The organism is Anaerotignum faecicola, from assembly GCA_024460105.1.
GTDB lineage: Bacteria > Bacillota > Clostridia > Lachnospirales > Anaerotignaceae > JANFXS01.
In genome coordinates this window covers 306,480-330,161 of the sequence record JANFXS010000003.1, presented here as the reverse complement: position 1 = coordinate 330,161, position 23,682 = coordinate 306,480, and the positions used below count along the sequence as shown (strand labels likewise).

Sequence of the window (23,682 nt, the reverse complement as noted above, 5' to 3'; positions counted from 1 at the left end):
ATAATTCGGTTTAGCCGAGCGCTACATCAAGCACCATCATAACAAGAAAACCAAACATAACTCCGATAGTTCCCGAATGTGAATGCTCCCCAAGATGCGCTTCAGGTATGAGCTCTTCAACGACAACATATATCATTGCTCCGGCGGCGAAAGAGAGCAGCCATGGAAGCATTGTCGATACAACGCCTATCAGCAGAACTCCCACAATGCCTGCAACCGGTTCTACAATGCCTGATAAGGCGCCATAAATGAATGATCGTGTATTTGAAAACCCCTCTTTTTTTAAAGGCAGAGAAATAGCGGCGCCTTCGGGAAAATTCTGTAGCCCCATGCCAACGGCCAAAGTAATCGCGGAGGCAAGCGTTACTGCCGGTTCGCCGTATCCAGCCATACCGAATGTAAGGCCTACTGCAAGCCCTTCGGGGATATTGTGAAGCGTAACGGCAAGCACAAGCATTATTGTTCTGCTGAGAGGGGATGGAAGCCCTTCCGGTTTATCACTGCCGGGATGAAGATGCGGAAGTATATTATCAAGTATCATTAAAAATGCCCCGCCGATTATAAATCCTCCGGCAGCCGGTATCCAGCCGATTTTTCCCTGTTGTTCGGCCATTTCTATGGCGGGATTCAAAAGCGACCATATTGACGCGGCTATCATTACGCCGGCAGCGAAACCAAGAAAAACTCTTTGTATATTCGGTTTAATTTCATCGTGAAAGAAAAAAACGATTGCCGAACCAAGCGCAGTCATAAAAAATGTAAATCCCGTACCCATAAGGGCAAGCGCCAATGGCGAAAAAGTTGTCATATAAAACTCCTTTCATACAAAGTAAACATTTTGAATTTATTATGCTGATAATTTCCGGTTATAATTCCAAATGCAAAACAGAAAGATACTAATTTGCAAAGGTTTGTATGCCGTTAGTTTTGCGTATGCAATTTATTTTATGTAATAAAATAATAAAACAGCAACTGTAAAAACATCTGCTTGTCTTAGGAGATACTACATTCATTTTACAACGGGATTTACAGCTGTATACAGACAGCAGTGTGCAAATCTGCCATTTGTGTATTTAGATGGGATCGTGCTTTCAAAGTCTTGTGTGAAAGCGCAGTTTATAATGCCGCGGTTCTGTTCGTTCCATACTTTCCGCCATGCTTTTTTGTACGTTAGGCTAAATTTCCATTCTTATCAATTTCATCATATTTTATATACGTACCGTTTTCAATTTTTTCTTCAAGCGAAGTAAAGAAGTCCGGCGTTACGGCCATTATCGTAAGCTCAAAGTCATCTTTTTCATTGCCTGAATAATCGCCGCGTTTTGATACGGGTGAAATTACCGTTTAAAAATTTATAAGCGCTGTTAAAATTAAAGGTAAAGGCATTTTGCCGATTATTATATCGTTCTATAATTTATTGATATTTTTGGTTTCATCTAAAAGATTAGTTGTCCATATAGTAACCGATTTAAAATTATATGCCATTTTTAATTTCATAAAACCGCGGTTTTCAATAAAAATTAATCTGAAATAAAACTTATCTGTTAAAAATAAACATGTTTATTTTTGACTGCCGCAGTATAAAATGGAAAATGTATTTCTATTTTAAATATATTATATTTTATTATATCATATGAAATATTGTAAATCTATATTTGAATGAATTGATTATGTAACGTTGCCGTAAAATACAAAGTATTTGTTACATGTATGAAGAACTGATTAGAAATAGTACCCAGGGTTATTAAGTAAAAATATGCACCGTTTAATTTTTTGTAATATTGCTGTTGACAAAAACTTTTTTATAAAGTATTATAATAACAATAAAAGGGAGTAGCTGACGTCTTAAGGCGTTTATGATACCGTCAGTACGATGATAATTCATCCGGATCATAAGTAATAAGCGAGACTTTTATTGCATAGTTTAAATGCAATAAAAAGCTCGCTTTTTTTGCATTTAGAAATATTATTTGGTAAAGATATAAACAAAGGGAGGAAATGCAATGAAAAATTTTTACAGAATGACCGAGGAAGAGGTTAGGCTTAAAATTAACGGTTCAAGCAAACCGCTGACGGATGAAATGGTTTTGGCGAACCAAAAAAAATACGGGCCTAATGAAATAACCGAAGGGAGTAAAAAAAGCACAGCACGTATTTTTTTAGAACAGTTTAAGGATTTTCTTGTTATAATACTTATTTTTGCCGCTGTTATTTCAGGCGTCTTGGGCGATATTGAAAGTTCGGCGGTTATATTAGTCGTAATATTGATTAACGCTGTTTTGGGAACTGTTCAGACGGTAAAAGCGGAACAGTCGCTGAACGGGCTGAAAAAACTTTCGGCTCCTGAGGCAAAAGTCCTTCGTAACGGAGTTGTTATAAGAGTTCCTGCAAGGGAAGTAACTGTGGGAGACGAGGTAATTATAGAAGCCGGCGACAGTATTCCTGCCGACGGCAGGGTTATAAGAAGTGCAAGTATGAAAGTCGACGAAAGCGCATTGACGGGAGAGAGCCTGAGTGTGGAAAAAAATGCTTGTATCATTGAAAAGGAAGTGTCTCTTGGCGACAGGATAAATATGGTCCATTCGGGAAGCTTTGTAACTTATGGGCGTGGTGCGTTTCTTGTTACTTCAATCGGTATGGATACGGAAGTTGGGAAAATAGCTTCGCTTTTAGAAAATACGTCTGACAAAAAAACTCCTTTGCAGAAAAGCCTTGACAGTTTCGGAAAGAAACTTTCGGTTGCAATTATTATTTTTTGTCTTGTGCTGTTTGGGCTGAGTGTTTTAAGGGGGGAAAGCATAGGCAGCGCATTTATGTTTGCAGTGGCTCTGGCTGTGGCCGCTATACCTGAAGCTTTAAGCTCTATTGTTACGATTGTCCTTTCCTTCGGAACACAGAAGATGGCAAAAGAAAATGCGATAATTAGGAAACTTCAGGCAGTTGAAGGGCTTGGGAGCGTTTCGGTTATATGTTCCGACAAAACAGGAACCCTTACAAAAAATAAGATGACGGTTGAAAATTATTATGTTGGTGAAAAAGACATAGAGGCCGAAAATATTGACGTCAAAAATATTGACGTCAAAAATGAGGAGGAGATGGAACTTTTAACTTTCAGTATGCTTTGTAACGATTCTGAAAACGACGGCGGAAAAGAAATAGGAGATCCTACAGAGATAGCCCTCATAAACATTGGAAAAGAGCTGGGAGAAGATTATAAAAAAGTTAGAAATAAGTATCCGAGGGCTTCGGAAAACCCGTTTGACAGTGACAGGAAGCTTATGTCGACAGCCCACAACTTCGGAAGCTGTAATCTTATGATAACAAAGGGAGCCGTCGACGTAATATTAAAAAGAGTAAAAAACATTAAATTTAACGGTGAAATAAGAGAAATAACGGAAAACGATATACAGATTATTGAAGCTCAAAATGAAAAATATTCCCAAAACGGGCTTAGGGTTCTTGCTTTTGCATTTAAGAAAATAAAGGAGGATGAAAATATATCAAATGAAAGTGAAAGAGATTTAACATTTCTTGGACTTATTGCAATGATGGATCCTCCCAGGGATGAGTCTAAATCGGCTGTCGGAGAGTGTATAAAAGCAGGGATTAAACCTGTTATGATTACCGGAGACCACAAAATTACAGCGGCTGCTATAGCAAAACGAATAGGAATACTTGACGACATGTCGCAGGCATGCGAAGGTTCTGTATTAGACGGTATGGATGACAATGAACTTATGGATTTTGTCGGCAATATATCGGTCTATGCAAGGGTTTCGCCTGAACATAAAATAAGGATAGTAAGAGCATGGCAAAATAAAGGGAATATTGTTTCGATGACGGGCGACGGCGTTAATGACGCGCCGGCGCTGAAACAAGCCGATATCGGCGTTGCAATGGGTATAACGGGAAGTGAAGTTTCAAAGGATGCCGCTTCAATGGTTTTGACTGACGATAATTTTGCGACTATTGTTAAAGCTGTTGAAAACGGCAGGAATGTATATAAAAATATTAAGTCTTCAATACAGTTCCTGCTTTCAGGAAATTTCGGCGGTATCCTTACTGTTATGTTTGCATCGTTTGCAGGGCTTCCGGTACCTTTTGCCCCCGTGCATCTTTTGTTTATAAACCTTTTGACTGACAGCCTTCCTGCCATTGCCCTTGGAATGGAGCCGCATAATAAAGACGTTATGAATGAAAAGCCAAGGCCGGCGGATCAGTCAATATTAACTTCGGATTTTCTTAAAACTGTCGGTATTGAAGGACTTATAATCGGGGCGCTTACAGTTACTGCATTTTTAATCGGGCTGAGAAGCGGAAACGGCGTTTCCGCAAGCACTATGGCATTTGGAACTCTGTGTTTAAGCAGGCTTGTGCATGGCTTTAACTGTAAATCCTCAAAACCGGTTATTTTTACGAAAAAATTCTTTAACAACATATATATGCAGGCGGCGTTTATCATTGGATTTGTGCTAATGACGGCCGTACTCACCGTTCCGGGACTGCAAAATATTTTTAAAGTTGAAACTCTTGATTTATGGCAGCTTGCCACAGTTTACTGCCTTGCTTTGTCAAACCTTGTGATAGTGCAGTTTGTTAAATTTATAAGAAAATAGCGCTGTACAGCAGGAATATCTTTTATATTCCTGCTGAATTTTGTTTTTGGGTATGGATTATTGCTTATGAAAAAGTGAAACCAAAAAGGGAAGGGAAATAGATGGATGGAAATAAAAAAGGGGTTGGATTAACTGCAAAAATATTTGCGGGCTTAATATCGGGACTTGCAGCCGGCATATGCCTGCATTACTTTCCTTACGGCAGGTTTACGCGGGAATTTATAACAGATGGAATTTTTTATATTTTAGGAAACGGTTTTTTAAGGCTTATGCAGATGCTTGTTGTGCCGCTTGTTTTTACTTCGTTGGTGTGCGGAAGTTCATCGGTTGGCGATACTAAGGCTTTGGGCAAAATAGGCGTAAAAACGATGATATTTTATTTTTGCACAACTGCATGTGCAATAACTTTAGCGCTTGTTGTTGCTGATATTATAAACCCGGGCACAGGGCTTGATATGCCTGAACTTAATTCAACAAAAACGGACGTTGCGCAGCAGATAAATTTTAAGGACACGTTATTAAACATAGTGCCTGTTAATCCTGTTGCTGCAATGGCCGAAGGGAATATGCTCCAAATTATATTGTTTGCTGTGTTTGTGGGGCTTATATTTACAAGGCTCGGAGAAAAAGCGGGTATAGTATCAAGTTTTTTCAGACAATTTAATTGTATAATGATGGAAATGACGTCTTTTATAATGCATTCCGCGCCGATTGGAGTTTTTTGCCTTGTAGCAAAAACATTTGCCGAAATGGGTATAGAGGGTATTATCCCTATTTTCAAATATGTATTTGGAGTTTATATTGCTCTTATACTTCATTGTATTGTTGTTTATATGCCTATGTTTAAATTTTTTACCGGGTTAAGCCCGATTATATTTATTAAAAAATTTTTCCCCGTTATGGGATTTGCATTTTCAACGGCCAGTTCAAATGCGGCAATACCTATGTCAATAGAATATTTGAGTGACAGACTCGGCATATCAACTAATATATCGTCTTTTACAGTTCCTCTAGGAGCGACGATAAATATGGACGGCACGGCTATTATGCAGGGGATTGCCGTTGTGTTTGCGGCTCAGGCATATGGAATAGAACTCGGAATTTCCGAATTTATTACCGTTATACTTACGGCTACATTAGCTTCTGTCGGAACCGCCGGAGTTCCGGGCATGGGCACGGTTATGCTGTCTATGGTGTTTTCGTCTATTAATCTTCCTATTGAAGCTATAGGGGTTATAATGGGAATAGACAGGATTATCGATATGGCAAGAACAACGGTTAATGTAACAGGCGACGCCGTTTGCACTGCTATTGTTTCTGCAAAGGCGGATATGATTGATAAGAATATATTCAATTCATGATAATATTAAATTTTAAATTTGTCCGAATAAATTGGCGGAATTGATTGTGTATATATCTACAATTTAATTTTGAGGCAGAAGTTAGCAGCTTTTGAATTTTATATGTAATATTGAGTTATATATAACTTTTTTAAAGGCGCATATATTAAAGATGTAGCCTGTGGAATGTTTATAAAGGCAACTTTTATACGGTTTATGATTTTTATGCTTATTTATTTTATTTGACAGAACATATAAGGCGCCGATTATATCCATAAGCGTTAGTTAATGATGATTAGCTTTAACTTTTATGAAAAAGGCAGTGCGGTATTTCGTTATGCCGTATAATTTAATATTTACACAGCCGTTTAAATATTAAAGAATTTCAAAGGCTGTATTTACGAAAATTTTTATTTAAATACAGTGATTATTTCTGTGCAAAGGGTTTGCAGGGAAAATATAATAGCCTCTTGTGGCAATAGCGTTGAGTGAATTTTAAAAATCCCGCCGAAAATATATTAATATTTTAAAGCGGGATTTAATAGAATTATTAATTAATAAATATTATTGTAAGTTATATTAAATAAAATTTTCTTTTCTCCATTGTTTCAGCTCAAAAGTTATAAGTATAACCGCAAGCGCCATTGTAAGTATATCGGCGGCAGGGGCGGCTATTATTGCGCCGTCTAAACCGTATATGCTTGAAAGGAACAATGCAAGGGGAATTAAAAAGAAAGCTTGGCGCGACAGGGACAGAAGCAGAGCTTTCCACGGTTTGCCTATAGCCTGAAAAAATGAAGCGGTTGTCATAGGCGGGCCGTATATGAAAAACGCCATCATATAAATCCTTATAAAATGTTTTGTAAATTCGCTGTACAATGGATCGTTTTTAACAAACAAGCTTCCTATAACTCCGGCCAAACCTTGGTATATTGCAAACCATATTAATGAAATCACGAAAGATACCGTTACGGCGAGCTTATATGTTTCTTTTACCCTTGAATATTGTTTTGCGCCGAAATTAAAGCCGTTAATAGGCTGTGTGCCCGATGATACGCCTACGAGCATTGCGTGTGCAAGCTGATATATTTTCATAACCATACCGTAACAAGATAACGCTATATCGCTTCCATATATAGTAGCGGCTCCGTATTTCCTCATAAGGTTGTTCATAACTATCTGCATTATGGCCGCGCTTATCTGTGTAAAAAAGCTTGGTATACCGAGAGTAAATATCATCTTGCATGTTTTGGCTTTAAGTTTCATATTTAAAGCTGAAAAATGTATATTTTTAAATTTAGGTATATATATCAGGCAGAGTATTCCTGAAACAAACTGGCCTATGATTGTGGCTATAGCCGCACCCTCTACACCCATATCAAACCCGAAAATAAAAACGGGATCTAACACAACGTTTATCAACGCTCCGATCATCATGCATTTCATAGTATATTTTGGATTGCCGTCGGAACGTATTATAGCCGTAAATGAAACGTTAAATATCATGAAAGGAAGGCCGAACAGAATAATCCTTGAATATGAAGCGGCAGATTCAAAAACCGATTCGGTTGCCCCGAATATTAAAATGAGCTGTTCCAAAAATATGTTTCCGACAATCACAACAAAAACGCCGAATACGATTAGCAGTGCAAACGCGTTTGCAAATGTATTGTCGGCATCTTCTTTTTCTCCGCGGCCTAAATGAAGGCTGATATTCGCGGCGCAGCCGTCGCCTGTCATAAGGGCGATGGCCATACAGATTGTAGTCAAAGGAAAAGCAACATTTGTTGCGGCTATACCTACTACTCCAACCTTTTGCCCTACGAAAATCTGATCTACTATATTATACAAATAATTTACTATAAGCGTCAGCGCAGTCGGAACTGAAAATCTCAATAAAAGCTTTGAAATAGGATCAATTGCAAGTGGATTTTTTAAATTTTTATCCATAAATAATTCTCCTTTCTGAAATAAAAAAAGCATCTTTGAAACAGACGCTTTTAATTCCAGAGAACGAGAGTAATTAGGAAAGCGGCTGCTTCAAGCCAATCTTCTCCCATCCAGACTTACTGTCGGCTTCAGGTTTTAACTGAATTTGCAAAATAATTGCTCGCGGGCTGATACCGCCGGTAGGGTCAATCCCATTTCCGAAGAATATAAATATATTATAAAGTTACAATAATTATGTTGTCAATATTAATATTAGATGAAAAAATTATAAACTAATTTTGTTAAATCATTTTATTGACTTTAATTATAGCTAAATGGTATTCTTATTTGGGAACAATTTTTAATTTTTGTGTATAATTTAAGAGGGAGGTAAAAGAGACGTGCATGAAGAATTTTTATCGCTTGATCACATTAAACAGGCTAAGGAAAGGATATCGCCGTTTATAAACCGTACGCGATTGATTCGTGCAGAAACTTTAGACGGTATTTTAAACTGCAATGTCTATTTGAAGCCGGAAATGCTTCAAAAAACAGGGGCTTTCAAGTTTAGGGGCGCCTTAAATACAGTGTTTATGTTAGATGATGAAATTCGTAAAAAAGGAATTATTACAAGCTCGTCAGGAAACCACGGACAGGCATGCGCTTACATAGGAAAAATGCTGGGAATTCCCGTTACCGTTGTCCTCCCGGATGATACGCCGCAAATTAAAATTGAAAGAACGAAGAAATATGGAGCCGAGATAATCCTTGAAGACAGATCGTATGAAAAAAGGTGGATACGGGTTCAGCAGGAAGTTGATAAATATGGATATACAGTTATACACCCTTATGAAAATTTTAATGTAATGGCAGGACAGGGAACGATAGGGCTTGAAATATTGGAAGATTTGCCGTATGTTGACAAAGTTGTTGTACCAGTAGGAGGCGGAGGGCTTATTTCAGGTATTTCAACAGCAATAAAAAGCATAAATCCTAAAATAAAGGTTATAGGAATAGAGCCGGAAGCATCGGCGCCATATATTGAAAGCAGAAAACAACATAAACGCGTCAGCGTAGGGAATACTCCGACAATAGCGGACGGGCTTTCTACAAGACAGGCAGGCGATAATACATATCCGATAATTGAAAAAAACGTAGACGAACTTATAGGCGTAGACGAGGAATCAATTAAACGGGCTGTTAAACTTATTGCTTCAAATGCAAAACTTGTTGCAGAGCCTTCTGCATGCGTAGGCATAGCGGCTGTGTTGAGCGGCAAATTGAATTTTTCCGTAAATGAAAATGTAGTTTTTGTGCTTACGGCGGGTAACTGGGATATAGACAAAATAGGAAAAATTCTAAATGACGAGGAGCTGTAGGAAAGTTAACGGCTATTTTGATTCGGATCCGGAAATAAGAAGGAAGCCATAACTGTTTACATTTGAGATGTTTAAATATTTTTTAAAATATATACGATTAAAATAAGCACTCTGAGTTTTCAGTTCAGTATGAAAAGTTTTTAGTTTCTTTAGTTGGATTAGAAGGGTTTTAAATTATTTCTATAAATTTTATTAAATAGCGTTAATTATTTTGAGGTTGGCTTTGACATATACTTATAGATGAGCTTTTATATTCAGTTTCGCATTAAAGGTTATTTCAGATATTAAAATTGGAGGATAATATGAACTACAAAACAAAATCTGTCCATCAAACATGCGATGTAAATTATGCATCGGCAATATTTGAAATGTTGTCACCGGAAAATAAAGAGCTTGCTTATGAATTTTTGAAATACCTTAACAAAATGGAAAGGTATGAAAGAAAAAAAGAAATGTGCAGATAATAAGTTTTGTTTTAAGAAACGTCATAAATATTTTTTATGACGTTTCTTTTTATATAAAAATAAATTGGCTGTGTAAGTATTGTTTGCCATGAATTATCCCGGATACATCAACATAAAATAAAAAAAGATAATTATTTTAATATTTTATGAAAAAAAGAAACAACCTTTATATAAAATAAAGGTTGTTTGATATGTGCGCGACATGATTCGAACACGCGGCCTTCTGATCCGTAGTCAGACGCTCTATCCAGCTGAGCTACGCGCACATAACATTTGCGCAAGAAATATAATATCAGCATTTGGAAAATATGTCAAGCCTTATATTAAAAAAAAATATGTTTTTATTTGAAGATTTTTTTATGTTTTAATAATATTTTGTTGATTTAAGTAGATTTAGGTGGTATTATGTTAACGAAATAATAAAGTATTTATTTGGGAGTGAATTCTTTTGAGATCTAATTCCAAAAGGAAGAAAGTCTTTGTTTTGATTTATATATGCATTTTGGCAGTACCTTCTGTTTTACTTTTTAAGACAGGCGATGAATTAAAACAGGTGAGATATAATTTTAATATCTATAAAAAAGAAGCCGAATCGGCTATCCGGGAAAAAGAAAATAAAATAATGGAATTGGAAGAAGAACTTAATTTTACTAAATCTGATTATGACATGGATGATATGGATTACGGGAGCTGCGGGACTGCACCTTCGGGAACTTTTTTGAATATGGTAGTTGACTGGAGGGAAGATTCGGTGTATAATCCTAAAGAGAAAACTGCTTATCTGACTTTTGATGACGGTCCGAGCCAGCGAACTTCCGAAATCCTTGATATATTGGATCAGTATGGCATTAAGGCGACATTTTTTGTTGTGGGAACAAGGGATAAAGAAAGTCAATCGCTGTATAAAGAAATAGTTGATCGCGGCCATACTCTAGGGATGCATTCCCAAAGCCATAACTATGACAAGATATATGCGTCAACAGAGGATTTTCTTGCAGATTTTAACGAGATATTTACCACAATAAAAGATAAAACTAATTCAACGCCTGTATTATTCAGATTTCCGGGCGGTTCAAACAATCCGCGTATGGTTAAAAACAATACTGAAGAAGATATAAAAAAAGAAATGGCGGCAAGGGGATTTGTTTACTATGACTGGAATGTTTCAGGTGAAGACGCGGTTTATTCGAATGTAGCTCCTGATTCTATAGTAAACAATGTTTTGGAGGGATCAAGGAATAAGCACAGGGCTGTGATATTGTTGCATGATTCAGGTGCAAAAGAAAGTACGGTTGCAGCTCTTCCGCAAATTATAGAAGGCTTGAAAAAACAGGGATTTGTTTTTGATAAGCTTGAGTCAGATTTGGTTCCTATACAATTTCAATAAGTTTTTAAGCTGCATTTTGCAGCTTTAATATGCGGATATGGCGGAATTGGCAGACGCGCAAGATTCAGATTCTTGTCCCCGAAAGGGCGGTGCAGGTTCAAGTCCTGTTATCCGCATTCAGTACCTTCTTAGTAGATTTAAGAGGGTACTTTTTATTTTTTATGTTAGTTATAACAAATACAATAAATTTTGGTTTGCATACATTTAACAGCGTTGTTTATATAATGATTCTAAATGAGTTATGTATAAACAGAAAATACAAATTTTAACTTCATTCAAAAAAACAGGCTTATATATTCAGCCTGTTTTTTATTTTAAAATTTCAGGTATGCCGATATAATATTGATTGAAATACAATACGGTGGTATACTTTTGCGAAATGGAAGGGGATGAATAATTATGAACAAAAATTCTGAGCTGAAAACCGCATTTAAGACGGCGCTCCCGTATACGGCGCCTATATTTGCCGGTTTTCTTTTCTTAGGAATAGCCTATGGAATTTATATGAATATTTCAGGTTTTCCGGCTGTTTATCCGATATTAATGAGTATGACTATATTTGCCGGGTCAATGGAATTTGTGGCGGCGAACCTTCTTTTAGGAACGTTCGATCCTATAGGAGCGTTTGTCCTTACTCTTATGGTTAACGCTAGGCATTTATTTTATGGTATTTCCATGCTGGATAAGTACAAAAACGTAGGAAAAAAGAAATGGTATCTGATATTCGGCATGTGTGATGAATCTTTTTCAATTAACTATACTGCTTACATACCGGAAGGGGTTGACAAAGGCTGGTTTTATTTTTTTGTAACTCTTTTGAATAATGCATATTGGGTTGGCGGGGCGACTCTCGGCGGTATATTCGGCTCGCTTATAAATATTGACATCGAAGGTATAGACTTTATAATGACGTCGCTGATAGTTGTTATATTTCTTGAACAGTGCCTTAAAGATAAAGACCATACAAGCGCTGTAATAGGAGTTGTTGTGTCGGTAGTATGCCGTATTATTTTCGGGGAAAGCAATTTTATAATACCTTCAATGATAATAATACTCGGAGTATTGACACTTATTAGGAAAAAATTGGAAAGAGCAGGGGATAAATAATGACGATAATGCAGCAGGTGTTAACTATAGCGGCGGTTGTTGCCGGAACTGTGACGACAAGGTTTCTGCCTTTTATAATTTTTCCGGCGGATAAACCGACGCCCGAATATATAAAGTTTTTAGGAAAAGTTCTTCCGTCGGCGGCGTTAGGCATGCTTGTTGTATATTGCCTTAAAAATGTCGATATTACTTCAGGAACGCATGCCGTGCCGGAAATAATATCTATAGCTGTTGTGTGCTGCCTGCATATTTGGAAACGGGCAATGCTTTTGTCCATAGCGGGAGGAACATTTACATATATTATACTTGTTAATTATGTTTTCTGAATTTTTTATGTTGCATTAATTTGGCTGCCGTGGAATGAAATGTTTATTTGCGCATATAATTAAAAGTCTAATTTCTGTTGATTAATATATAAAAATATAATTGTTTTAATAAATAAGCCTAAAGAAAATTATTTTTTTAGGCTTAAAATTTGTAAATTAATGAATTTATAAGAAAATTAAAGATATTAAAAGTAAATTAAAGAGATTTAATTATTTTAATTTTAAAAATGTTATTATTGCCAAATAAAGGGATATAATATAAAATAATATGAGTTGCATAAATTTCATCATAAGGATAATATAATCTCAGTGATTAGCACTCGGCTTAAATGAGTGCTAACAAGATTGAAATTTACTCTAAACTTTATATAAGGAGGCTTTTATTATGAAACTTGTACCACTTGGAGATAAGGTAGTTATTAAACAGATGGATGCAGAGGAAAAAACAAAATCAGGCATAGTTCTTCCTACGCAGAGCAAAGAAAAACCTCAGGAAGCTGAAGTTATTGCAGTTGGACCGGGAGGAAACGTATATGGAGAAGAAGTTACTATGACGGTTAAACCCGGAGACAAAGTTATATATGCAAAATATACGGGAACTGAAATTAAAATTGACGGGGAAACTTATATTATTTTAAGGCAGGCTGACATTTTAGCTATAGTTGAAGACTGATTTTATATAGATTAAATTGGAGGATTGAGAGAAATGGCAAAACAGATTAAATATGGAACAGAAGCCAGAAATTCTATGGTTGAGGGCGTTAATAAATTAGCCGATACAGTTAAGGTTACACTTGGGCCTAAAGGCAGGAATGTTGTGCTTGATAGGAAATTTATGAGCCCGCTTATTACAAACGACGGCGTATCGATCGCAAGAGACATTGAGTTTGAAGATCCATATGAAAATATGGGCGCACAGCTTGTAAAAGAAGTCGCAACACAGACAAACGACGTTGCGGGCGACGGAACAACTACAGCTACAGTGCTTGCACAGGCAATGGTTCAGGAAGGTCTTAAAAATATTGCTGCCGGAGCCAATGCAATTATATTAAGAAAAGGTATGCAGAAAGCTACTAATGCTGCGGTTGAAGAAATTAAAGCAATGAGCACGGTAGTTTCAACTAAAAACCATATTGCAAGAGTTGCGGCTATATCTTCAGGCGATGAAGAAGTTGGAACAATGATTGCAGATGCTATGGAAAAAGTAACAAACAACGGAGTAATCACAGTTGAAGAATCAAAAACTATGAACACTGAACTTGAACTTGTTGAAGGTATGCAGTTTGACAAAGGATACCTTTCATCATATATGGCAACAGATATGGAAAAGATGGTTGCGGTTCTCGACGATCCGTATATACTCATCACAGATAAGAAAATCTCAAACATTCAGGAAATTCTTCCTGTGCTTGAACAGATTGTTCAGATGGGGGCAAAACTCCTTATTATTGCAGAAGACATTGAAGGCGAGGCTCTTGCAACGCTTGTGCTTAATAAACTGAGGGGAGCGTTCACGTGCGTTGCAGTTAAGGCTCCGGGATATGGTGAAAGAAGAAAGGCTCAGCTTCAGGATCTTGCCGCTCTTACAGGCGCACAGGTGATAAGCGACGAGTTTGGAATCGATCTTAAAGACGTAAAGGTTGAAATGCTTGGCCGTGCAAGGACAGTGCGCGTTGAAAAAGAAAATACAATCATTACAGACGGCGCCGGTTCAAAAGAAGATATTGAAGCAAGAGTTCGTCAGATTAAAGTTGCCCTTGAAGAAACAACAAGCGATTTTGAAAAAGAAAAATTACAGGAAAGGCTTGCTAAACTTGCAGGCGGCGTAGCCGTTATTAAAGTAGGAGCCGCTACAGAAACAGAAATGAAAGAAAAGAAACTTCGTATGGAGGACGCGCTTGCCGCTACAAGGGCCGCTGTTGAAGAAGGCATTGTCCCAGGCGGCGGAACAGCTTATATACATGCGGTTGCAAAGGTTGCGGAAGTTGTTAAGGATCTTACTGGAGATGAAAAAACAGGCGGCGAAATCGTGCTCAAAGCGCTTGAATCTCCAATGCGCCAGATTGCAGCCAACGCTGGACTTGAAGGCTCGATTATCGTAAATAAGGTTAAAGAGCTTGCAGCGGGAATGGGCTTTAACGCTCTCACGGAAGAATATGTTGATATGGTTGAAGCCGGAATTGTAGACCCTGCAAAAGTAACAAGGAGCGCTCTTCAGAACGCAACGTCGGTTGCATCTACATTCCTCACAACAGAGGCTGTCGTTGCGGATTTCCCGGCTAAGAATGGAGCGGCCGACTATGCTCAGCAAGGGCCTTCAAACGGAATGGGCGGTTTTATGTAAAAAGCCGTTGCAATCCGGCATAGGATTAATATAAAATATAAAAAGGAGTCCGTATATATGCGGGCTCCTTTTTTATTTAATTATCGAACATTTTGTAATATACCCAATTTTTAAGTTCGGCTATTTTATTCTGTTCTTCCGCAGTTAAATAGGATGTGTATTCTCCTGATGAATTCATGAAATTGCTTGTTGTAATAACAGGAAGAGATTTTCTAAGGGAATTTTCAAAATCATAAAGGGGAGATATACCGTTTATGCCCATAATTTCAAGCATAGTGGTGCCAAGGTAATTGGAACTTATGGTATTGTTGTAAGGAAGTTCCAATGTATCTTTAACTAAGCTGAAATCCGAAATTTCTTTAGCGGCGTTATTTTCCCAAATTATGAAAGGCGTTTTATATATATTGAGTATTTGTTCGGGAGCGCCGTTTGCATCTATGTTGTAATCAAGTATATCAAAGAAATCCATGCCGTTTGAAAATCCGGGAAGATGATCGCCGAAATACACGAGTACAACCGGTTCGTCGGTTTGTGAAAAATAGTCCGTAAGTCTGCCTATTTCTTTATCAGCGTCAATAATTCCCATAAAATAGCTGTTTAATAGTGTTTCTTCACTTTCTGACAATTCTATGTCAGTGTCAAATGTTTTTATTACTTCATTATATTTTTCGTCATAAGGCCCATGATTTTGTATTGTTACACAGAATTCAAAAATAGGGGCGTCTGATGAAGATATATGATTTTCAAAATTTTCAATTATACTGTCGGAAGCGTATTTGTCTGCAATATACCCTCCGCGATATTTTTCGCTTCCCTGAAAACTTTCGAGATGTATAAAGTTTTCAAATCCGAGATACCTGTATACATTAGCCCTGTTGTAAAACCATGAATATCCCGGATGTATTGCCATTGTGTTATATCCTATTTCTCTTAAACGCCATGGCAGGGCGTCCATTTCTTTTCGGATCAGAGAATATGATGTTGAAGAATTGCCTGTATAACGGGTTGGCAGCGCTGTAAGCACGTCAAATTCAGTGTTGCTTGTTCCTCCTCCGTAATTCGGTACAATTATATGGCCGCTAAGGGCGTTTTCGGATTGAGAAAGCTTTTTCCAGTTTTCAAGGGGATCTCTGTAATTTTCAAAATTTAAATGACTGTTTTCGGAAAGATCTGAAAACGCTTCGCCCATAATCATAATTATGTGCGGTTTTTCTGAATTTTTATATTCGTCCGTTTTATAGTCGTATGAATTTTCCGCCTCAATGAGTTCTGCTTGATTGTACCCGTCGGGCGGGGTTACCTGCATTGTATTGAATTTGTGGATAAAACTGTATAGGAAACCTTTTGAACCATATTGATTAACTTCAAAATACGGGTTTTCATATACGTTGAAACTATTGTAAATCTGTTCGCTTTTATATAAGAAATTATTGCAAAGCATAAATACTGCCAACACAAGTACAGCGCCGCCGGCCCTTATCTTTGGATTGATTTTTTTAGTTTTAAAAAATATAAATGATACCATGATAACAAAAGCGGCAAAAACGAGAAGCATGATATAAAATATCAGCGTCCTAGGCGTAAAATTTTTTGCTATTCCGACAAGTTCGGTGAATAAGGTCAAGTCGGTTGGAAACAGAGGATCCTGACGCAAAAGGATTTTTTCGTTGTTTACAAATTCGAGCAGAAGGAAAAAACATCCTGCCGATATTGTAGAAAAAACAGCTTTATTGAATATAAAAAACAACAGTAGTATTGTTAAAATAATCGGTATGTAGTTAAGTAAAAATAGTAAGGGCGTTTCTGACATATAATTTTTAATTATGGGGGCAAACGTTTCGTTGATGGATATTGCGGCAAACATTATGGCCAAAGAACCGGCAATCATAATTATAAAAGATGGGATAAGTTTCAGTTCAATTCTTTTTTTTAAAAAGTCTTTAATTTTTATCATTTTGTTCCTCCTGGTAAATATTAGGCATAATTAGTTCAATTATACCGTTAACGGCCGGACTGTCAGCCGCATTTTGCGCTTAAATTTCCAATGCTTTTTTAAGATATGGAAAAATTCCGAGATGAATTTATTTAAGCTGTTAAAATACTATTTTCATATGTTATACCCTATTTTTAAAATAGTAAAGTGCAATTTAATATTCTTAAATGATTTTTGTATTTATACATGCTGTTTAAGCCGATTTTATCTATGCGTTTGGAACGTAAGATAATTTTAATAATATATTTGTAGATTTTTATTTTTTTTATGTTAAAATATCAAAAGCAAAATTATTGTAATATATAATTGTTTTTGTTATAATTATAGCTAATTTGTATTTGAAAGGCGTAATTTTATAAATATGGGGTGTGCTGTATGGAAAAAAAACGCTCCTCTAAGGCGTTGGCAGAAAAAAAGAAAAGTAAGTTACGGCTCATACGCAGGTTTTTATTAATTGTTGTTACGATGGTTATGACGTTTATGCTTGTGGCAGCTGTAGGGATTTTTGTATACGGTATTACAAGGGATGACACGAAAGTTACGGAAAAAGATAAAAAATCAAGTCCGGCCGATAGAGGAGAACATGAAAATTCTCCGGAAATAACAGAAGAAAAGGAGCAGATTAAGGAAATTACAAATGTTGCCGTTTTCGGAGTTGACGATGAAGAACTTCATACAGACGTTGTTTTTGTTGTAAGTTTTAACAGCGAAACAAAAGATATTAATATTTTATCAGTGCCGAGAGATACAAAAGTGACGATGTGCGACGATGTGGTAAACGGCCTTGTTTCGAGGAACCGGGAAGATTTTATCCCTACGCGGAACGGTTACGGGGTGTGTAAATTCACCGAGGTGCATGCATATGCGGGAAGCGGATACAGGAACGATTATTCTGTACTTCAGCTTGAGGATCTGTTGGGAATAGATATTGATTATTATGTTAAGTTTACGACAGATGGCTTTATAAGCGCTGTGGATGCCATAGGCGGAGTTGATTTTTATGTGCCGATGGATATGTATTGGGATATGAGGGACAATGGCGGCCCCCTCATAAATCTGAAAGAAGGCATGCAGCACCTTGATGGCGAGCAGTCTGAACAGCTTGTACGTTTTAGAAAAGGATACGGTTCGCAGGATTTAAAACGTATTGAGGTTCAGCAGGACTTTATGAGAACTTTGGCTAAAAAACTGATGAATATGGATAATATTAAGGAAAATATAATCCCGCTTACGAAAACATTTTTTAATTGTGTTGAAACAAATGCAACTATTATGGACGCTTTGAAATATGTTAAGTACATAGACGACATTAATGTTGATAATATCCGTATGGAAACGATTCCGGGAGAAGGCGGCCCTGTTTTCTTTGAGCATGACAGTGAAGGCACTCAAAAGCTTGTGCTTGAAATGGTATATGGAGAAACCCAGGAAACAGAAGAAAATGAAAACGGATCTTTACAGGACAATTATTCAGATGACATCGGCGAAACAGAAAATTTATAAATCTAGGGAGTTACCATGAACAAAAGAGATATAGAGCGTGATATGCCACATAGAAACAAGAAAGTTAAAAAGAGAAAAAGAAGAAATCAGATAGCGAGATTTTTTAAGATAGTTTTTTCAATGGTTTTGACTTTTGTTGTTATTGCGGGGGCCGGGGTTTTTGCATATTCTAAATTTGTTGGTTTTGAGCAGGAAGAGCCTTTGCAGGGAAGCGAAATGAATTTTATGGACGCTTTTGTCGGCAAAGACATAACGCTTAACGTTGCGGTTTTTGGCGTAGACGGCGACGGCACAAGGACGGACGTAATATTTATTGTGCATTTCGACAGCAAGTCGGGCAAGATAGGGCTTATGTCTGTTCCGAGGGATACGCGCGTTGAGATAAACGACGCTATGTATACTTATCTTGTTGAAAACGGAAAATATATTCCAAGCGGCGCCGTATGTAAAATTAATGAAGTGCATGCATATGCCGGCAAGGAAAAGGCAAATGAATTTTCTATTATACAGCTTGAAGAACTTCTGGGAATAGAAATAGATCATTTTGTGAAAGTTAATTTTGAAAGTTTCAGGGCTCTTGTAGATCTCGTAGGGGGAATTGATTTTTATGTTCCGCAGGATATGTATTGGGACATGAGAGATACGGGAGATCCGCTTATAAATTTAAAAGAGGGCATGCAGCACCTTGACGGCGAAAAGGCCGAGCAGCTTGTAAGATTTAGGCGTTATCCTCTTGGTGATGTGCAGAGGGTCCAGGTTCAGCAGGATTTCCTTATGGCTTTGGCCGAAAAACTTTTAAGCGACAATAATTTAATTAAAAATCTTCCGGGACTTGTTAAGACTGCATATGAATATGTTGAAACGGATATAACTCTCAGTGACGCGTTAAAGTATGTTCAATATGCGGACGACGCCGATTTGTCAAAAATACAAATGGAAACTATACCCGGCGAAGGACAGATGGTCGGCGGGGTTTCATATTATCTTGTTGATGAGGTTGAAGCAAAGGCAGCTGTGAACAGGATATTCTTCAGCGACGATGTCGAGGCTGTTGAGGAAGGAACAACAGAGGAAATTTCAAGCGTTGGGAAAAATATAGAAGTTGCGAACGGCGGCTATAAAAGCGGATTTGCAGCGGAAAATCAGCAAATGCTTGAAAACGAAGGGTTTACGATATCCGGAATTTCAACTTATAACGGTGAAAAAACGGCCAATACGAGAATATTTGTTTCAGAGGAAGGCATGGGAAAGGATATTCAAGGATATTATCCGAACAGTGAAATAATAGTAGAACCGTCCATGCTTGGAGAAGGAATCGACATACTTATAATTCTCGGTACAGACGAATAATTTATGCGGCCTGAAATATCAGGCCGTTTTTATATTTTTGGAGGAAATAATGCGAAAGAACTATCAGTTAATCACAGATGAGGAAATTAAAAAAATTGAGTTGAACGGAATTAGGCCTAAACTTTTGCTTCATAGTTGCTGCGGCCCATGCAGCAGTTATGTTTTGGAATATCTTTCAAAATATTTTGATATAACGGTATTATTTTATAATCCGAATATTTACCCTGAAAGCGAATATAGTAAAAGGCTTGAGGAACAGTTTAAGCTTATTGAAAAGGCCGATTTTGAAGGAAATATAGAAGTTATGCAGGCGGGATATGATTACGGCAAATTTCTTAAAGCAGTTAACGGGCTGGAAGAGGAACGTGAAGGCGGCAAAAGATGCTTTGAATGTTTTAAGCTGCGTCTTTTTGAAACGGCTAAAACAGCAAAAGAATATGGATTTGACTATTTCGCTTCAACACTCACGGTAAGCCCTCATAAAAATGCGGATATACTTAATAATATTGGCCTTGAGCTTGAAAGGGAATTTAACATCAAATACCTTGTTTCGGATTTTAAAAAGAAAGACGGCTACAAACGTTCAATAGAATTATCCAAGCGTTTCGGGTTGTACAGACAGAACTATTGCGGATGCGAGTTTTCGGTTTGGTTTGACTAGATATCACTATAATTTATAATAAATATAAAAAGTATTTATTTTACTTATGACATGTACAGTAGTATAATAAATAAGCAATATGATTTTTATGTTTACAGCAGCGTTGAAAAGAAAAGCGGCGCTTAAAGCAAGCGCAAATGGCAGAAGGTTTCCGGTTTCCTGTTTAACGAAACCGGGCCGAAAAAGCAAATAAGTTTTTCTGACATTAAGCGCTGTTGATCAGCCAGTCCTTATTAAACATATGGGAGGAATATTTGATATGGTAAAAGCAATAGTAGGAGCCTGCTGGGGAGACGAAGGCAAAGGCAAAATAACCGATATGCTTGCCGCTGACGCCGACATAGTTATCCGTTTTCAGGGCGGAAGCAATGCAGGGCATACAATTATAAATGATTACGGGAAATTTTCCCTTCATCAAATGCCGTCGGGTATATTTAATAAAAATACTGTTAATATAATAGGAAACGGCGTTGCTTTTAACGTCCCTTATTTTGTTAAAGAACTTAATTATTTAAAAGAAAACGGAATACATGATCCTAAAATATTAATTTCGGACAGGGTTCAGCTTCTTATGCCTTACCATATTTTATTTGATACATATGAAGAGGCGCGTTTGAGCGATAAGCAGTTTGGCTCTACAAAAAGCGGTATTGCGCCTTTTTATTCCGATAAATATGCTAAAACAGGAATTCAAATATGCGACCTTTTCCATGAAGATATACTAAGGGAGAGGATTAACTCGGCATGTGAAATTAAAAATATACTTCTTGAACATCTTTATAAAAAGCCGAAACTTGATCCGGAGAAGATATTTAGCGAAGTTATCGAATATAAGGAGATTATTGCGCCTTATATTGTAAATACTGCCGAGTATTTGAATAAAGCTTTAAAGGAAGGAAAAAATATACTTCTCGAAGGCCAGCTAGGAGCCCTTAAGGATCCGGATCACGGTATTTTCCCAATGACGACATCTTCTTCAACGCTTGCGGGGTTTGCTTCAATCGGGGCGGGCATACCTCCTTATGCTATTGAAAAAGTATATACTGTTGCCAAAGCATATTCATCCGCTGTCGGCGGAGGAGCTTTTGTTAGTGAGATATTCGGCGATGAGGCCAACGATCTGCGCATGCGTGGCGGCGACGCCGGTGAATTCGGTGCAACTACAGGACGTCCGAGGCGTATGGGATGGTTTGACTGCGTGGCTACGCGTTACGGCTGTATGCTTCAGGGAACTACGGATGTTGCTTTTACTGCTATTGACGTACTTGGATACCTTGACGAAATACCTGTTTGCGTCGGATATGAAATTGACGGCGTTGTAACTAAGGAGTTCCCAGTTACTCCCCTGCTTGAAAAGGCAAAGCCTGTCTTTAAAGTTCTGCCGGGCTGGAAATGCGATATTAGAGGAATCGACAAGTATGAGGATCTTCCTGAAAATGCAAGGAATTATGTTGAGTTTATTGAAAAAGAAATAGGTTATCCTATAACTATTGTATCAAATGGGCCAAAAAGAAACGAGATTATTTACAGATAAGTATTGAAATATATATATAATGGTGATATACTATATTACAGTTAATATTGGGATTTGTTAAAGAGTGGGCTTAAAACCCACTCTTTTATTTATAGTAAAGAGGTGATAGTATGGCGAAAGAGATGAACACTGAAAAAAAAGTTGAAAACCTGATTGCTCCGGTTATATTAAAAGACAATTATGAACTTGTTGACGTTGAGTTCGTAAAAGAAGGCCAAAATTGGTATTTAAGAATATTTATCGATAAAGAAGGAGGCGTCACCGTGGATGACTGCGAAACGGTGAGCCGCGCCGTTGAAAAAGTGCTCGACGTGGAAGACCCTATTGAGCAGGCCTATATACTTGAAGTCAGCTCCCCAGGGTTAGACAGGCCGCTGAAAAAAGATTCGGACTTTGTCAAATATGCCGGTGAAACGGTTGACGTTAAACTTTATAAAGCTGTAGATAAACAGAAAGAATTTCAAGGAATACTAAAGGGGCTTGACGGTACGGTTGTTACAATTACAGATGAAAACGGCGCCGAATTATCTTTTGACAGAAAAGATATTGCTTTAATTCGCCTTGCGGTTTTGTTTTAAAAGGAGGAGTATGGAAAATGGATCAGAAGGAGTTTATTGATGCTTTGAGGGAAATTAAGAAAGAAAAAGGCATCGATGAGGAAATAATATTTGAAGCAATCGAAACGTCGCTTGTTTCGGCATGCAAAAAGAATTTTGGAACGTCGCAGAATATTAAGGTTGAAATTAATAGGGAAACAGGCGCTGTAGACGTTTATGCGCAAAAAGACGTCGTTGAAGAAGTTGAGGACGATATGCTGCAAATTTCCCTTGAGGATGCAAGAAAAATCGACAAAAGGTATAAACTCGGCGACGTTTATAATGAAGTTGTAACGCCGAAGGATTTTGGGCGTATTTCCGCCCAGACGGCAAAACAGGTTGTTGTTCAGAAATTCCGCGAGGCTGAAAGGGAAATACTTTTTAATCAGTATATAACTAAAGAAAAAGATATAGTTACGGGTATTGTTCAGAGAATGGACAAGAAAAATATTATAATACAGCTTGGAAAAATTGACGCTGTTCTTTCGCCGAACGAGCAGATACCGGGAGAAACTTATTCGTTCCAAGACAGAATAAAAGTTTATGTTGTTGAAGTTAAGCAGACGACAAAAGGCCCTCAGATTTATGTTTCAAGAACTCATCCCGAGCTTGTCAAAAGACTGTTTGAACAGGAAGTTCCGGAAGTACACGACGGGCTTGTTGAAATTAAGAGTATTGCGCGCGAGGCAGGTTCCAGAACTAAAATTGCCGTTTATTCCAAAGATGAAAACGTCGACGCAGTTGGCGCCTGCGTAGGGCAGAATGGATACAGGGTAAACGTAATCGTAGAAGAACTTAACGGAGAAAAGATTGACATTATCAACTGGAGCGACGACCCTAAGGAATTTATAGCCGCCGCATTAAGCCCTTCAAAGGTTGTTGCCGTAAAGGTTGACGAGGAAAACCAAAGCGCTAAAATTGTTGTGCCGGATCATCAGCTTTCTCTTGCTATCGGAAAAGAAGGGCAGAATGCACGGCTTTCAGCAAAGCTTACAGGATGGAGAATTGACATTAAAAGCGAAAGCCAAGCCGAAGCGACGGGTTTTCTTGACGATATGGAAAGCGTTGACGATATAGTTGAGGATAATGCCGAGCGTAAAGAATATTCGGACGACGGAACAAACGAAGAATAATTGATATAAGGAGGAAACCA

18 protein-coding genes, 2 tRNA genes and 1 riboswitch are annotated in these 23,682 nt (G+C 37.5%); of the genes, 16 read left to right on the top strand and 4 right to left on the bottom strand.

Annotated features, from left to right (window positions below; genetic code table 11):
* Positions 1 to 10: 10 nt before the first annotated feature.
* Positions 11 to 808, bottom strand: a complete 798-nt coding sequence (locus NE664_06475; protein MCQ4726307.1) for a ZIP family metal transporter — start codon at positions 806 to 808, stop codon at positions 11 to 13.
* A 1,195-nt stretch (positions 809 to 2,003) separates the two neighbouring features.
* Here NE664_06475 and NE664_06470 point away from each other — a divergent pair.
* Together NE664_06470 and NE664_06465 are read left to right on the top strand one after the other, a co-directional pair.
* The gene (locus tag NE664_06470) at positions 2,004 to 4,616 is read left to right on the top strand and encodes a cation-translocating P-type ATPase (GenBank protein ID MCQ4726306.1); all 2,613 of its coding nucleotides are present in this window, start codon (positions 2,004 to 2,006) and stop codon (positions 4,614 to 4,616) included.
* A 101-nt stretch (positions 4,617 to 4,717) separates the two neighbouring features.
* Positions 4,718 to 5,977 (top strand): dicarboxylate/amino acid:cation symporter, encoded by a 1,260-nt coding sequence (locus NE664_06465; protein MCQ4726305.1) that lies wholly within the window; start codon positions 4,718 to 4,720, stop codon positions 5,975 to 5,977.
* Between the two features lie 558 nt (positions 5,978 to 6,535).
* Here the strand turns inward: NE664_06465 and NE664_06460 are convergent.
* Positions 6,536 to 7,906 carry an MATE family efflux transporter gene (locus tag NE664_06460; protein MCQ4726304.1) on the bottom strand — a complete coding sequence of 457 codons (1,371 nt, stop codon included), beginning with the start codon at positions 7,904 to 7,906 and terminating at the stop codon, positions 6,536 to 6,538.
* Between the two features lie 94 nt (positions 7,907 to 8,000).
* Positions 8,001 to 8,115: riboswitch (FMN riboswitch) on the bottom strand.
* Between the two features lie 171 nt (positions 8,116 to 8,286).
* On the opposite strand from NE664_06460, the gene NE664_06455 reads away from it, so the two are divergent.
* Entirely contained in the window at positions 8,287 to 9,264 is a 978-nt protein-coding gene (locus NE664_06455; protein MCQ4726303.1) for a threonine/serine dehydratase, read from the top strand.
* Between the two features lie 302 nt (positions 9,265 to 9,566).
* The gene (locus NE664_06450; protein MCQ4726302.1) at positions 9,567 to 9,728 is read left to right on the top strand and encodes a hypothetical protein; all 162 of its coding nucleotides are present in this window, start codon (positions 9,567 to 9,569) and stop codon (positions 9,726 to 9,728) included.
* 192 nt (positions 9,729 to 9,920) lie between these two features.
* Here NE664_06450 and NE664_06445 read toward each other — a convergent pair.
* Positions 9,921 to 9,994, bottom strand: a tRNA-Arg gene (locus NE664_06445).
* A gap of 182 nt (positions 9,995 to 10,176) precedes the next feature.
* Between NE664_06445 and NE664_06440 the strand changes: the two genes are divergently transcribed.
* From NE664_06440 to groL, 6 genes are all read left to right on the top strand, one after another.
* Positions 10,177 to 11,115, top strand: coding sequence for a polysaccharide deacetylase (locus tag NE664_06440; GenBank protein ID MCQ4726301.1), 939 nt, complete (start codon positions 10,177 to 10,179; stop codon positions 11,113 to 11,115).
* A gap of 31 nt (positions 11,116 to 11,146) precedes the next feature.
* A tRNA-Leu gene (locus NE664_06435) sits at positions 11,147 to 11,231 on the top strand.
* Positions 11,232 to 11,514: 283 nt separating this feature from the next.
* Positions 11,515 to 12,222, top strand: coding sequence for an AzlC family ABC transporter permease (locus NE664_06430; GenBank protein MCQ4726300.1), 708 nt, complete (start codon positions 11,515 to 11,517; stop codon positions 12,220 to 12,222).
* The gene (locus tag NE664_06425; protein MCQ4726299.1) at positions 12,222 to 12,548 is read left to right on the top strand and encodes a branched-chain amino acid transporter permease; all 327 of its coding nucleotides are present in this window, start codon (positions 12,222 to 12,224) and stop codon (positions 12,546 to 12,548) included. Before NE664_06430 ends, NE664_06425 begins: the two co-directional genes overlap by 1 nt.
* A gap of 385 nt (positions 12,549 to 12,933) precedes the next feature.
* Complete coding sequence (locus tag NE664_06420) at positions 12,934 to 13,221, top strand: co-chaperone GroES (GenBank protein ID MCQ4726298.1); 288 nt, start codon at positions 12,934 to 12,936, stop codon at positions 13,219 to 13,221.
* 33 nt (positions 13,222 to 13,254) lie between these two features.
* On the top strand, positions 13,255 to 14,892 hold the full coding sequence (gene groL / locus NE664_06415) for a chaperonin GroEL (GenBank protein ID MCQ4726297.1): 1,638 nt from the start codon (positions 13,255 to 13,257) through the stop codon (positions 14,890 to 14,892).
* Positions 14,893 to 14,968: 76 nt separating this feature from the next.
* On the opposite strand, the gene NE664_06410 is transcribed toward groL, so the two are convergent.
* Complete coding sequence (locus NE664_06410; GenBank protein MCQ4726296.1) at positions 14,969 to 16,846, bottom strand: LTA synthase family protein; 1,878 nt, start codon at positions 16,844 to 16,846, stop codon at positions 14,969 to 14,971.
* Positions 16,847 to 17,260: 414 nt separating this feature from the next.
* Between NE664_06410 and NE664_06405 the strand changes: the two genes are divergently transcribed.
* The 6 genes from NE664_06405 to nusA all read left to right on the top strand — a co-directional run bounded on the left by NE664_06405 (position 17,261) and on the right by nusA (position 23,662).
* Positions 17,261 to 18,388: an LCP family protein gene (locus tag NE664_06405; GenBank protein ID MCQ4726295.1), complete on the top strand. Its 1,128-nt coding sequence runs from the start codon at positions 17,261 to 17,263 to the stop codon at positions 18,386 to 18,388.
* Positions 18,389 to 18,403: 15 nt separating this feature from the next.
* Complete coding sequence (locus NE664_06400) at positions 18,404 to 19,738, top strand: LCP family protein (protein ID MCQ4726294.1); 1,335 nt, start codon at positions 18,404 to 18,406, stop codon at positions 19,736 to 19,738.
* Positions 19,739 to 19,787: 49 nt separating this feature from the next.
* The gene (locus NE664_06395) at positions 19,788 to 20,399 is read left to right on the top strand and encodes an epoxyqueuosine reductase QueH (GenBank protein MCQ4726293.1); all 612 of its coding nucleotides are present in this window, start codon (positions 19,788 to 19,790) and stop codon (positions 20,397 to 20,399) included.
* A 259-nt stretch (positions 20,400 to 20,658) separates the two neighbouring features.
* Positions 20,659 to 21,933 (top strand): adenylosuccinate synthase, encoded by a 1,275-nt coding sequence (locus NE664_06390; protein MCQ4726292.1) that lies wholly within the window; start codon positions 20,659 to 20,661, stop codon positions 21,931 to 21,933.
* Positions 21,934 to 22,043: 110 nt separating this feature from the next.
* Entirely contained in the window at positions 22,044 to 22,511 is a 468-nt protein-coding gene (rimP, locus tag NE664_06385; protein MCQ4726291.1) for a ribosome maturation factor RimP, read from the top strand.
* Between the two features lie 17 nt (positions 22,512 to 22,528).
* Positions 22,529 to 23,662 carry a transcription termination factor NusA gene (gene nusA, locus NE664_06380; GenBank protein ID MCQ4726290.1) on the top strand — a complete coding sequence of 378 codons (1,134 nt, stop codon included), beginning with the start codon at positions 22,529 to 22,531 and terminating at the stop codon, positions 23,660 to 23,662.
* Positions 23,663 to 23,682 lie beyond the last annotated feature (20 nt).

Coding starts and splice junctions, on each gene's coding strand:
- NE664_06395 (MCQ4726293.1), top strand. CDS start 19,788: ATGCGAAAGAACTATCAGTTAATCACAGATGAGGAAATTAAAAAAATT.
- NE664_06400 (MCQ4726294.1), top strand. CDS start 18,404: ATGAACAAAAGAGATATAGAGCGTGATATGCCACATAGAAACAAGAAA.
- NE664_06460 (MCQ4726304.1), bottom strand. CDS start 7,906: ATGGATAAAAATTTAAAAAATCCACTTGCAATTGATCCTATTTCAAAG.
- NE664_06465 (MCQ4726305.1), top strand. CDS start 4,718: ATGGATGGAAATAAAAAAGGGGTTGGATTAACTGCAAAAATATTTGCG.
- NE664_06390 (MCQ4726292.1), top strand. CDS start 20,659: ATGGTAAAAGCAATAGTAGGAGCCTGCTGGGGAGACGAAGGCAAAGGC.
- groL (MCQ4726297.1), top strand. CDS start 13,255: ATGGCAAAACAGATTAAATATGGAACAGAAGCCAGAAATTCTATGGTT.
- NE664_06405 (MCQ4726295.1), top strand. CDS start 17,261: ATGGAAAAAAAACGCTCCTCTAAGGCGTTGGCAGAAAAAAAGAAAAGT.
- nusA (MCQ4726290.1), top strand. CDS start 22,529: ATGGATCAGAAGGAGTTTATTGATGCTTTGAGGGAAATTAAGAAAGAA.
- rimP (MCQ4726291.1), top strand. CDS start 22,044: ATGGCGAAAGAGATGAACACTGAAAAAAAAGTTGAAAACCTGATTGCT.
- NE664_06420 (MCQ4726298.1), top strand. CDS start 12,934: ATGAAACTTGTACCACTTGGAGATAAGGTAGTTATTAAACAGATGGAT.
- NE664_06430 (MCQ4726300.1), top strand. CDS start 11,515: ATGAACAAAAATTCTGAGCTGAAAACCGCATTTAAGACGGCGCTCCCG.
- NE664_06475 (MCQ4726307.1), bottom strand. CDS start 808: ATGACAACTTTTTCGCCATTGGCGCTTGCCCTTATGGGTACGGGATTT.
- NE664_06450 (MCQ4726302.1), top strand. CDS start 9,567: ATGAACTACAAAACAAAATCTGTCCATCAAACATGCGATGTAAATTAT.
- NE664_06470 (MCQ4726306.1), top strand. CDS start 2,004: ATGAAAAATTTTTACAGAATGACCGAGGAAGAGGTTAGGCTTAAAATT.
- NE664_06425 (MCQ4726299.1), top strand. CDS start 12,222: ATGACGATAATGCAGCAGGTGTTAACTATAGCGGCGGTTGTTGCCGGA.
- NE664_06410 (MCQ4726296.1), bottom strand. CDS start 16,846: ATGATAAAAATTAAAGACTTTTTAAAAAAAAGAATTGAACTGAAACTT.